A 12,056-nucleotide genomic window follows, 5' to 3' on the forward strand; every position below is an offset into this window, starting at 1 on the left:
TTAAATTATATAGTACTGTAAAAGTCAATAGTTTCGCCATCTTTAATAGTAATGATAGCTTTTTTATACTTAGGAGCTCTACCAGATACGAAACCTGCTTTTGTGTAACGGCTTTTTGCTTTACCTGCTACAACTGCAGTGTTTACAGCAAGAACTGTAACACCGAACATAGCTTCAACAGCTGATTTAATCTGGATTTTGTTTGCTCTGTGATCTACTTTGAAAGCGTAACGGTTTAATTTTTCCGTTAAGATAGAAGCTTTCTCAGTCAAGATAGGTTTTTTGATAATTTCCATATTACTTAGCTAATGCTTCCTCCAAAGTTTTAACAGCATCTGTTGTTAACAATAATTTTGTTGCATTTAATACATCGTATGTATTTAAATCAGAAGCAACAATAACTTTTGCTTTTTTCAAATTTCTGCTTGATTTATAAACAATTTCATCGTAAGCTGGCAATACCAACAATGTTTTCTCATCAGCTACGTTCAACGCATTTATTAAAGCAACATAATTTTTAGTTTTGATCGCATCGAATTTTACTTCATCCAATACCACAATATTATTATCTTTTGCTTTGTAAGACAACGCTGATTTACGTGCTACTTGTTTCAATTTTTTGTTCAATTTGAACGAGTAGTCACGAGGTTGAGGACCGAATACACGACCACCACCATTAAACAATGGAGATTTGATAGAACCCGCACGAGCACCACCAGTACCTTTTTGTTTGTGTAATTTACGAGTTGAACCCGCGATTTCATTACGTTGTTTAGATTTGTGAGTTCCTTGGCGTTGGTTCGCTAAGTATTGTTTCACATCCAAATAGATCGCATGATCGTTAGGCTCTAACCCAAATACCGACTCAGGAAGTTGCACCTTGGCACCTGTTTCTTTACCTGATAAATTTAAAACTTTAACTTCCATCTCTACTATTTGTCTACGATTACATAAGAACCTTTAGCTCCTGGAATGGAACCACTAACAACGATAAGGTTTTGCTCAGCGTAAACTTTCAACACCTGTAAGTTTTGAACTTTAACTCTGTCACCACCTGTACGACCAGCCATGCGCATACCTTTAAATACGCGTGAAGGCCATGATGAAGCACCTAATGAACCTGGAGCACGTAGTCTGTTGTGCTGACCGTGAGTCGCACCACCTACACCACCAAATCCATGACGTTTCATTACACCTTGGAAACCTTTACCTTTTGAAGTACCGACTACATCTACGAATTCGCCTTCCTCGAAAAGTGTAACGTCAACTACGTCACCAAGTTGTTTTGCATCTGGGAAAGTTTTAAACTCTACCAACTTACGCTTAGGCGTTGTATTTGCTTTCGCAAAGTGCCCTTTCAAAGGAGCTGTCGTGTTTTTCTCCTTAGCTTCATCGAAACCAAGTTGAATTGCCGAGTAGCCGTCCTTTTCTTCCGTACGTATCTGCGTAACCACGCACGGCCCAGCCTGAATCACTGTACAAGGAATATTCTTTCCTTCAGCGTTAAACAGGCTTGTCATTCCTACTTTTTTTCCAATAATACCTGACATGTTGTAAATTAATTAATTAAAAGTCCTTCGAAGCAGTAGGGCTTCGCTCAAGACACACTATTCCCATTAAGGGACTGCAAAGTTACAAACATTTTTATAACTGTCAAATAATTAGTGAATTATTTTTTTTATTTTCTAATTTCCTCCCTACTCCGATTTTATTCATCCGATCAGACCACTCACGCCACTCCGCACAATTCATTCACCAAAAAAATAAAAAAACAAGATTTCATTTGCTCTACTGCCATACAGCTGTCATTTATCCGGCTAATTTTGAACTGTCTTAATAACGGAAGACAATTCATCCAGATTAAAATTTAAACACTTAAAATACGATAATCATGAAAACAGAAATCATTTCCAAGAACGAACTGCTTGCACATTGGTTAGGCCACAGAAATTTAACAAGACAAACGATCGAAAAATTTCCGGAAGAAGCACTTTTCAATTATAAAGTAGAAGGCATGCGGACATTTGCCGAAATGATCCAGGAGCTTCTGGGCATCGCTGTCCCCGGGCTGCAGGAAATTGTCAATAATAAAAGCGGGGAGCTTAATGAGAAGTTTAACTATACGACCAAAGCTCAACTGTTACAGGCCTGGGATGAGGCTACTCCACAGATCAGTGCATTATTCGACAAGATTCCAACAGAACGTTTCTCCGAAGAATTTAACCTGTTCGGACAATACAATTCGCCGATCATCCATAGTATATTCTATTTCATCGATAATGAGATCCACCACCGTGGTCAAGGATTTGTCTATTTACGCTTGTTGGGTATCCAACCTCCATTTTTCTGGGAGCGGGATTAACTTGTTAGATGAGAGATATTAGATTTGAGATGGTAGATTCTAGTATTACTAGTCGAAGACGCTCTATATAATATTGGAGACCTGCCACATTATTATCACTGACATCTTAAAATCTATATTTTATAAAAATACTTGTTCGGGTTCAATTCAGATACCGGACAAGTATTCTTTTTAGGAATCTCTCGACGGGGAACCTCATGCTCCCCTAATTTCAGATTAAACCTGTTCGAGTGCTGCCGCCAGCAATTGCCTTACAGTTCCTTTTAGCGATTCCGGCTCTATAATCTTTCCTTTATCGGCAAACATCATGTACCAGCGTGCAAATCCACTTTCAACATGGATGCTTTCAAAGTGCATTTCAACATAACTGTCAGTAACCACTTCCTTTTGAAATCCAAAGTAATGGCGATCCCATTCCATATACCTCGCCATCTCTCTGTTCACCTGCACTACCACTTTGGTTGTTGGCGTCTCGTGCCGTTTATTCAGAAAAAAAGAAAGTTCGGGGTGTTCTTTTCCAAAACTATCAGCGAGCTTCCGGATCTTGCTGATCCGGTCCAGGCGAAATTGCCGGTAGTCATTGCGGAGTTTACAAAAAGCAAGGACATACCAAAACTTACTTTCCACAAAAATACCCACTGCTTCAATCTCCCGTTTTTCCGGTGTCTTGTCTGACGGTTTGGAATAATAAATTTCCACACATTTTTTTTCCGCTATACTTTCTATAAGTGTATTTGTGCCATGGGTCAATTTCTCATTAAACTGATGGCGGCCGCCTCGAACGAGAAAATTGTCCCCCAACAAAGCAACATGTTCCTTTTCGTTCCCTCTCAAAATAGCCTTCATCTTGAGCATAGCTGTCGTAAAATGGTGGGCGAGATTCCTGTCGGTATACTTCTCAACCAATTTTTCAGCAGCGACAAAACTCAGGGCCTCCTCGCGGCTAAATTGCAGGGGCGGCATTTTATATCCTTCGACCAAAGAATAGCCATTTCCTGCTTCGCCATAAATAGGTATTCCTGCCTGCATGAGCGAGCGGATATCGCGATAGATCGTCCGCAGGCTTACTTCGTATTTTTCTGCCAGCGCAGCGGCAGTCACCACAGGTTTTGCCTGCAGGTGCATATAAATAGCAAGGATACGGTCAAATCTTTTCTGAATGTCGGTCATAGGGATAAAGATACGAGTTATTCATTTTTTTCCGACGTAGAAAAAGACTTTCAAAAGCACATGATGCTTAATACTTTTTCAATTCATCACCCATATCCCGAGCAAATTCCTTTACATTGACCACGAACCCAGCCTTTGAATCGACGGAAAATACATTAATTAAATAATTATGGTGTTCAATCAAATCTAGCACGTCCGTCTCAAATTCATCTAAAGTAATTTCTTTGGGCGAATAATCTGACCATTCTTTGACTGCTGACAATAATGCGTATTCTGGGAATGGCCAAATAGAAAAAAAGAAGAATTCGCTAAAGAAGATGAATTTCTGCTCCGCAACTGGAGTTACTACGGACTGATTGAAAAAATTAGATATAAAGCGAATATGGCAGGGATCAATATTATCGTTGAATAGCAGCTACCTGACGGCAGAGCTGGTTAATGCAGATAAATAGCTTTGCCGTTTTTTCCTTTAGTCCTTTTGAATTCCATTTTCTATTCCTGTTTACACTGTCCTTTAAAAAGAAAATAATCTTTGAACAGCATTAAATTGCTTATACCGAAATACTTTTGTATCTTAACGATACTAACCAATTTTTCGAAAAAGTATGCTGATCAACAAGAGCATAAACCTTAAATATCCGTACCATTTAGCACAACGCCATACTGCTCCCAAAGGACTGTACTTTAATTTTCTGACGGCGGAGGATCCTATTCTTTGTACTAAAGATCAGTATATCGCCAGTAAAAAAATAGGTAGTCATACTTTTTTGGAAATAGCCGGAACTTTTGAAGAAGACTGGAATTTTAATATCTGCAATAGCCAGACTGCGCTCTGGATGGCTTTCCAATTTCATGGTTCTTCTTCCATAAAAGGCTTTAATCAATCCACTCTAGTCCATCAGCAATACTTGGGCTACTTTAATACGGATCAAGAAATCAGCTATCAGATAAAATCCGGTAAAGTCGCCATGATCCTGATCGGAGTTGAAATAGAAGATTCCAGCTCCTTAGCACTGGAATGGAATACGCTGCAACTGGACAGGCTACAGGTAACACAGGTATTAGCCACGGAAAAGATTGGCTACCGCATCAGAAAAGTGCTCGACCTTATCCAACAGACCAAATCCTCGGCCTATTCATTAAGCGTCAGACTACAATTTTATACAAGCAATATCATTGAGCTTTATCATAGGGATCTGACCGAACAGCGCAAATCGGCTCAACAAGAGGACATCTCGCTCCTTCATCGGGCAAAGGCCTATATCTATGCACATTATATGGATGAGGGAATCAACATTCAGTGTATTGCAGCCGCCCTGCTTACAAGCGAGCGAACATTATACCGAGTATTTAAAGATAACGGATTAACCGTAAATTCGGCCATTCAGGCCATACGGATCTATAAAGGCCGGGAAATGCTCCGAACCTCCAACGATTCCGTTGATATGATCGCTTTCAGATTACAGTTTTCGACGGCCAAATATTTTATTAAAACTTATATCCATTATTTCGGACACACACCTGTCGTAGAACGGAAGCTCCATAATGCAAAATATAACTTTGACGATGAAGATTAGCGCTTTCCCCTAAGGGGGACAAACTCTTCCCTTAAGGGATTTCAAAAAATTCCTAGGGGATTTTACTTTCCTCTCAGGGGGATAAACTTTTCCCTTAAGGGATTTCAAAAAATTCCTAGGGGAATTTACTTTCCTCTCAGGGGGACAAACTTTTCCCTTAAGGGATTTCAAAAAATTCCTAGGGGAATTTGATTTTCCCTCAGGGGGACAAACTTTTCCCTTAAGGGATTCCAAAAAAATCCTAGGGGAATTTGATTTCCTCTCAGGGGGATAAACTTTTCCCTTAAGGGATTCCAAAAAATTCCTAGGGGAATTTGATTTTCCCTCAGGGGGACAAACTTTTCCCTTAAGGGATTCCAAAAAATTCCTAGGGGAATTTGATTTTCCCTCAGGGGGATAAACTTTTCCCTTAAGGGATTTCAAAAAATTCCTAGGGGAATTTACTTTCCCCTCAGGGGGACAAACTTTTCCCTTAAGTTCAGGCTAGCCAACCAGACCATCTAAAATCAACCTCTACGCCATCCAAACTCAGTTTACAAGAAAATATTTATTTCAAATCAATAATTATTAGGGGTAAAATTCCGCCAAAAAGAATTTTCAGCTTTTTGCATTTTGGCGGAATTTTACCCCCTCCACGTCCTCCCCACTGTCGTATGTTTGTATCGTTGCTAGCACAATAATTTATTTTAAACTTTTAACATTTAAAAATTATGAGTCAATTAACAATTAACGAAAAAGATCAAACAGATGTACAACTGATGCAGACCGCAGAACAGATTGCGACCAAGATGGCCAATGAAGCAGTCCTGTTTCCAACACCGATTCCGGCACTGACTGTACTCAATGCGGCACTTACCGCCTTCCGTAATTCGGCTACAGAAGCTGCTTATAGGGATACCAGGGCAATTATGATCCGTAAACAAAAGAGAGAGGAACTGGTCTACGTCCTTAAAGAGCTCGGCAAATATGTGGATACCATCGCAGGCAACGACGACACGATTGTACTGGCGGCGGGATTCAATATCCGAAAAACAAATACTTCTTATAATGGCTTTGTACCTAAAGCGCAACGCCTCATTGCTGAACCCGATCAGGTAGGCAGCGGCCGTGTCAATCTGAAAACAACCGCATGGGCCGGGGCGAGAATGTATGAGTACCAGTACAGGCTCAAGGGAAGCAATGAAGCATGGTCGTCCCAACTAAGCTCAAAGAGTACCTGCGTGATCGATGGCTTGGAAACGTTCAAAGAGTATGAGTTCAGGGTCACCTATATCGGCATTGATCCGAAACCAAATTACAGTGATGCGATAAGCAGTTTTGTACTGTAGTCGCTAGGTCCTACATCGCCGGCTTCCTCCGGCCTGACACGCTAAAGACTCGAGGAAGCCGCATTTTCCTGAACAACTATGAACTTCCCTTAGCGGAGGTATAAATCAACAGATATGAGCGTATAGACTACGCTAACAAAAAAAACAGATTTGGAAAAAACACCGCCATTTTCTATCTTGATGCGGGAAGGACCAAAAAAAAGACCGGTCAAAACAGTTAAAATGGCGGTAATTCCAGATATCCATACCACTACAATTATGAAAGAAATCGTCAGAGAACACCAGCTAAGGCCAATTGTCCTCCGCTTTGACCTTGATAAGCCCCGGTCAGATTTTGAAAAAAAAGGCCTTGATGCCCACTACCTCATGCACGACCTCACCTGGGATATGCTTCAAACACTCAAAGAGCAATATCGGATTCTGGAAGAGATTGATTATGAAATAGCCGAACTTGAATATCTATTGCTGCCCATTGAGCAGGACCTAGATATACTGGAAGTCATGCTTAAGATCAAAGCGCCTTCCGTCCTCCCCTTCGACGAACATGATGACGGCGCCGAAATCAACATCAATATCGGAGAGTTCTTTAAGGGGGCAATCTACCACAACCAGCGGATACAGGATCTCCATGATGAGGTTTCCGAAGCATACCGATGGTTTAATGCCCATTTTGAGATGATCTATGAAAAAGAAAGCTGGATCGACGAACAGCTCTGGGACGATATCCAACAGATCTATAGCAATTATCTAGAGGCTCAGGTCGATATTGTTTCCCTGGACCGTGACCAGGAGGAATTTAAAGAGGCTTTGTCCCAAGTCATCGAACTGCAGGATAGGTACAACGACTACGGACAGGTTCTATTTGCCTCCTTCAACGCGCTTCAGGCCAGATCGGAAGAATGTTACAGAAGGACCGAGATTGTCAACAAAGGACTGGATGAACTGAATAAAAATCTGAAATAGGCTTCTTATTGAGCGTAATATTCCCAAGAAATTCAATCCAGTACTGGATAAAACAAAAAAATCACATTCCATTTAGTTGGACCGTGATTTTTTTTGTTGAATTTCTAACGAAAGTGATTATTGCTTTGTTCCCTCAAAATAAAATTCTACATCACTGCTAGCTTCAGACTCTGTGCTAATTTGAATATTCTTATCATCAAGTTTATAGGTAATTGACCCCATGGGTCCCTGACCGGAAATATGGATATTTGAGACGTTCTGTACAGGGAATGTTTTAGCCGTAGCTCTACTATAGGCCTCGCCTGTCTTCACTGTCGCTTTCACTTTGCCATCATCCACCTTTGTAACATTGACAATCGCATTAAAATATTCAGCATCACCGCCGATGACCATCTTTCCTTTAAAAGAGCCTACAATGCCATCTATTTTTCCCGAAACGATAGGTTCATTCTTGTCTTTGCTACATCCGACAAAGATCATTGACACCATTGCCGCTAGGCAAAGGATCATTAGGTTTTTGTTAATAGTTTTCATCTTTTGCATATCTATATAAACAAAAGTAGATATACGCTGGAGGTCGAACAATACCACGAAATAGGGTAATTTACCCTCCCAATTTTAGGGTAGTCATTACAAACAAGCGTCTAGAGTAAATTTTCCTTAAATAGTATTGTCAACAGTTCTGCAGTATTTTTTACGGCAAATTTCTGAATCAGATTTTTTCGGTAAGTATCCACTGTCAATGGGCTCAGGAATAGTTTTTCGGCAATTTGCGCACTAGTTTTTCCTTCTGCCAGTAACTGCAAAACCTGTTTCTCGCGCATTGTCAGTGAAGGCAGTTGTCGGGATGGTGCGGCGGCTATGAGCCGTTGCGTTGCCCCACATAAGCCCATACTGCCTTGAGAAACTTTCTGAATACAGGTTATAATTTCCTCTGCATCGGCACTTTTCAGGATATATCCTGCAGCACCATTGGCAAGCATCTGCAGGATGCTATTGCGCGCCATATGATTACTAAACCCAACGATGATAAGCTCGGGATAGTTCCTTTTGAGTTCGCCGCACAGATCGATACCATTCGTATCGGGCAGGGCAATATCCAATAAGAGCAGGTCTATCTGATCCTGCTTCAAAAAATCGGTCAGGGCCCGACCCAGTGAAAATCCAAGCACCCTGCCGTATGACAGATTTTCTTTTAAAAATGATTTGATTCCTTCGATGGCAATTGGATGATCATCCAAGATAGCCAATGTTTTTTGCTCCTCAGACATTGATTTCAATATTGACACTTGTTCCCGCCCCCGGCTGTGACGAGATATTCATTTTTCCATTTAAATATGCTACCCTCATTTGTACATTCTTAAGTCCCATTCCCCCTTTAGCTTCCACAACCTCCCTCACGTCAAATCCTTTGCCATTGTCATCCACACCGATCAAAAAGCCTCGCTCATTTTGCAGACATTGCACGATAATTTGATCTGCATTCCCGTGTCGAATGGCATTATTGATCAGCTCCTGAATAATACGGTAAATATTCAACTGCATATTCTCCGCGATAGTGCTGGAGAGGCCGTTGCACTGTAGCTCAATAACAGCAGTGCCATGCTGCATCAAAGTACAGAGATCTTCAAGGGCAACCAATAGCCCCGAGCGTGATAAGTTTTCAGGCATCATATTATGTGCGATCAGTCTGACATCTGAGATCATCTGATCCAGCTGAGATTTTATCCCATCCAATACGGGCTGATTCCCCTCGGAAGATATTTGCAGTCTCATAGCAGTCAAATGCCCACCAAGGCCATCATGCAAATCACGGGCAACCCGATGACGTTCCTGTTCCTCCCCTTCCAAGAGCGCTTTGGTCACTTGAAGTTCTTGCTGCTGTGCCAACAGTTCCAGGTCGCGTTGTGCCCTCCTCCTGTGCTGACGATATAAATAGACAGACAAACCGAGCAACAACAGCAAGACCAAAGAAAATATACCCAATATATAATTATACAAACGCTGGTTTTTCTGTTGAAGTACAGTCTGCCTCTGTTCAAACTCCAGTCTCATGATTTTCTCGTTCTTCTCAGCTGTTCTAAATCTGGTCTCCAGGCCAGCTATTTCACTTTTATAAGCCGCTTGTGCCAAGCTGTCTTTAATAGCAACATGTTTCCCAAGCCATTTATAAGCATTTGGGTAATCGTTTAATTTGACATAGGTATTAGACAAATCTTTGGCAATTTGTTGCATGTTACTTGTCATATCATAAGGCATGTCCCGCATGACAATCTTAAGCTCCTTCAATGCAAGTTCATATTTTCCCAAACTATAAAAGATATTAAACTTCTGATAATGCATCATGCCGATCTCATAAGGCATATTTAGCCGTTCCGCAATTTTCAGCGCTTTTTCGACAACCTGAAGCGCTTTCGGAAAATCATTCATTGCGCAATAATACATACTGGCTGTTTCACCATAATTCAGATGCGCCAAAGACTCCTTTAATGTATCTAAAATTTGCTCTGATTTTAACAGATAGGATTTCGCTAAGTTAAGTTCGCGCGATTCAACATATTCACGCGCTAAGTTTAATAATGATATTGCATGTCTCTCTTTAGAAAGAGGGTATTTCTCATAGAGTTCAAGCCCCTTTTTAAAATAATAGATACCTTTTTCTGTATCGCCGATTTCCTTCAGAGCGGAGCCAATCGCCTGGTAGGATTTTGCAGCCTGATTATAGTCCTTCTGTTTGATCGCTGCGGGAATTATTTTATCAATCTGGATCTTCACCATGCTTTTCCGATCATCTTTATGATCAATGATCATCGCGTAATTCCACCAGGCTTTCACCCAAAATTCATAAGCTTCCCGGGTATTAAATTTCTCCAGCATAACCGCAGCCTGCCTGTAAAGCTGCTGACATTCATTGGTCTCCCCCGCGGTCATAAAAGTATGTGAAGCTCGATAGTATGTATATAAAGCCTTCAGGTATGACTGCTTTACACATAATTTTTGTGCTTCGCCCAAATAGCGTAGAGCAGTGACTGAATCTTTTTTTTCAAACATCGACTGATTCGCGATCAAAAGAGCCGCTCTCGCTCTCAGGCTATCATTCTTAACGGTATTGAATACATTCCGTAGACTGTCAATGAAACTGGTAGAGGGCCCACTCTGCTGTAATGCAAAAGCAGATAAAAGCATGCTGCACAGCAGTATCGTAAGAAAAACAAGTTTTTTCATCTATTCAGCTTGATATTGACAGATTGGTCTATTTCTATCACACAAAATGCAAAAAAAAGATAATATATTGTTGTTTTCCTGACTACATTTTATACTACTAACTCATCATTTATAGTTATATAATATTTTACTCATATCCTCCTATTTTTTGATCACTTTTTCGCCATTGAGCATTCGGTCATATCTGATCAGTGCCTCTACATAATAGTAATCAGCATAAGTCAATGGTACATCTACCTCAGTTTTATGCGGAATAGAACCGACACTATGTTTCAGTATGTAACCACCGGCTTCTTTGTAATCTGCTTTGTAAGGTTTCGAAGAAAGTGACTTTAACATCTGCTCAGCTTTGGAAATGTACAACTGACTTTCACTGCCTTTTGTATATTGTGCCAATTCCAACAATGCAGAAGCGGTAACCGCAGCGGTAGAAACATCACGTAGATCCTTTTGATTATAATACTTACTTTCCTTGGTCAGTTTATTTTGATCCATATCCCAATACGGAATCAGATCCTTTGGAAGATTGGGATGATTAAGGTAAAACTTGGCAATATGCTGTGCTTGCTCGAGATAATTCTTATCACCAGTTTCACGGTACATCATTGTGTATCCATATAATCCCCAAGCTTGTCCCCTTGCCCATGCAGACTCATCAAAGGCACCCTGTGCTGTTTTTTTCGAAATTATGCTTCCATTTTCTGGATTGTAATCAACTACGTGGTAAGAACTATAGTCTTTTCTGTAATGATTGGTCATGGTTGTGTTGGCATGTGTTACAGCAATATCTCTGTATCGTTTATCGCCTGTCATCTTGGAGACTTCTGTCAAAAACTCCAAATTCATCATATTGTCAATAATAACAGGATAAGTCCATGGCTGTCCATCCCAGGAGCGGATTGTTTTGGGAACTGTGTGAAAACGCGTCGCCAATGAAGCAGCTCCAGTACTTAACACTTCTTTGTATGCGGTAGAATCTCCAGTCAATCGTAGCGCATTACCAAAACTACAATACAGCATAAACCCAAGATCATGTGTTCCTTTATTGTTTTTCTCCTTTTCTAAATATTTTAATTTTCGTTTTGCCTCATCCAACAACTTCTCATCTTTTGTATATTCATAAAGATAGAGCACTGTACCCGGATAAAATCCGGAACACCACCAGCTAGAGCCCCAATTGACATATTTCCCGTCTTTATAAGTGGTGGGAATATCTGACTCCTGTATAGAAGCTGCGAGATAGGTAATCTGTTTACGCGCATCTTCAAGATTGGTTTGCACAAATTCCTTGTTCAGTCCCAATTTGGCTGTTGTTAAATTCTTCTGACTAGAACATGATATGGCCTGTACGCCAAGCCCAATCATTAAAGCTCCTGTAATATAGTGTTGTATCTTCATTATTAGTATTTAGTATTGAGATATGAGTATTGA

14 protein-coding genes are annotated in these 12,056 nt (G+C 40.6%); 4 read left to right on the forward strand and 10 right to left on the reverse strand.

Going from position 1 to position 12,056, the window contains the following annotated elements:
* Positions 1–5 precede the first annotated feature (5 nt).
* The 3 genes from rplW to rplC are packed head-to-tail and all read right to left on the reverse strand — an operon-like array spanning position 6 to position 1,550.
* Positions 6–296, reverse strand: a complete 291-nt coding sequence (gene rplW / locus DCO56_RS23815) for a 50S ribosomal protein L23 (protein WP_077438123.1) — start codon at positions 294–296, stop codon at positions 6–8.
* A 1-nt stretch (position 297) separates the two neighbouring features.
* Positions 298–927: a 50S ribosomal protein L4 gene (gene rplD, locus DCO56_RS23820; RefSeq protein ID WP_108636203.1), complete on the reverse strand. Its 630-nt coding sequence runs from the start codon at positions 925–927 to the stop codon at positions 298–300.
* 5 nt (positions 928–932) lie between these two features.
* Entirely contained in the window at positions 933–1,550 is a 618-nt protein-coding gene (rplC, locus tag DCO56_RS23825) for a 50S ribosomal protein L3 (protein WP_077438124.1), read from the reverse strand.
* Positions 1,551–1,891: 341 nt separating this feature from the next.
* Between rplC and DCO56_RS23830 the strand changes: the two genes are divergently transcribed.
* On the forward strand, positions 1,892–2,362 hold the full coding sequence (locus tag DCO56_RS23830) for a DinB family protein (RefSeq protein WP_108636204.1): 471 nt from the start codon (positions 1,892–1,894) through the stop codon (positions 2,360–2,362).
* Between the two features lie 216 nt (positions 2,363–2,578).
* On the opposite strand, the gene DCO56_RS23835 is transcribed toward DCO56_RS23830, so the two are convergent.
* Both DCO56_RS23835 and DCO56_RS29785 read right to left on the reverse strand, forming a co-directional pair.
* A complete protein-coding gene (locus tag DCO56_RS23835; protein WP_108636205.1) occupies positions 2,579–3,532 on the reverse strand; it encodes a helix-turn-helix transcriptional regulator in 954 nt (317 codons plus the stop codon).
* A 67-nt stretch (positions 3,533–3,599) separates the two neighbouring features.
* Positions 3,600–3,947: a DUF2750 domain-containing protein gene (locus tag DCO56_RS29785; RefSeq protein ID WP_108636206.1), complete on the reverse strand. Its 348-nt coding sequence runs from the start codon at positions 3,945–3,947 to the stop codon at positions 3,600–3,602.
* Between the two features lie 190 nt (positions 3,948–4,137).
* On the opposite strand from DCO56_RS29785, the gene DCO56_RS23845 reads away from it, so the two are divergent.
* Entirely contained in the window at positions 4,138–5,109 is a 972-nt protein-coding gene (locus DCO56_RS23845; protein WP_108636207.1) for a helix-turn-helix domain-containing protein, read from the forward strand.
* A 9-nt stretch (positions 5,110–5,118) separates the two neighbouring features.
* Here DCO56_RS23845 and DCO56_RS29105 read toward each other — a convergent pair whose 3' ends face one another.
* Positions 5,119–5,532: a hypothetical protein gene (locus DCO56_RS29105; RefSeq protein ID WP_146191124.1), complete on the reverse strand. Its 414-nt coding sequence runs from the start codon at positions 5,530–5,532 to the stop codon at positions 5,119–5,121.
* Positions 5,533–5,819: 287 nt separating this feature from the next.
* Here DCO56_RS29105 and DCO56_RS23850 point away from each other — a divergent pair, with 287 nt between their 5' ends.
* Together DCO56_RS23850 and DCO56_RS23855 are read left to right on the forward strand one after the other, a co-directional pair.
* Positions 5,820–6,437: a fibronectin type III domain-containing protein gene (locus DCO56_RS23850; protein ID WP_108636208.1), complete on the forward strand. Its 618-nt coding sequence runs from the start codon at positions 5,820–5,822 to the stop codon at positions 6,435–6,437.
* A 150-nt stretch (positions 6,438–6,587) separates the two neighbouring features.
* A complete protein-coding gene (locus tag DCO56_RS23855) occupies positions 6,588–7,400 on the forward strand; it encodes a hypothetical protein (protein WP_146191125.1) in 813 nt (270 codons plus the stop codon).
* Between the two features lie 117 nt (positions 7,401–7,517).
* Here DCO56_RS23855 and DCO56_RS23860 read toward each other — a convergent pair whose 3' ends face one another.
* The 4 genes from DCO56_RS23860 to DCO56_RS23875 form a co-directional block, all read right to left on the reverse strand.
* Positions 7,518–7,934 carry a hypothetical protein gene (locus DCO56_RS23860; protein WP_146191126.1) on the reverse strand — a complete coding sequence of 139 codons (417 nt, stop codon included), beginning with the start codon at positions 7,932–7,934 and terminating at the stop codon, positions 7,518–7,520.
* 110 nt (positions 7,935–8,044) lie between these two features.
* Positions 8,045–8,671 (reverse strand): response regulator, encoded by a 627-nt coding sequence (locus DCO56_RS23865; protein ID WP_108636211.1) that lies wholly within the window; start codon positions 8,669–8,671, stop codon positions 8,045–8,047.
* Positions 8,664–10,625 (reverse strand): tetratricopeptide repeat-containing sensor histidine kinase, encoded by a 1,962-nt coding sequence (locus tag DCO56_RS23870; protein ID WP_108636212.1) that lies wholly within the window; start codon positions 10,623–10,625, stop codon positions 8,664–8,666. Before DCO56_RS23870 ends, DCO56_RS23865 begins: the two co-directional genes overlap by 8 nt.
* Positions 10,626–10,766: 141 nt before the next feature.
* Entirely contained in the window at positions 10,767–12,023 is a 1,257-nt protein-coding gene (locus tag DCO56_RS23875) for a glycoside hydrolase family 88 protein (RefSeq protein WP_108636213.1), read from the reverse strand.
* Positions 12,024–12,056 lie beyond the last annotated feature (33 nt).

The organism is Sphingobacterium athyrii, assembly GCF_003071065.1.
Lineage (GTDB): Bacteria > Bacteroidota > Bacteroidia > Sphingobacteriales > Sphingobacteriaceae > Sphingobacterium > Sphingobacterium athyrii.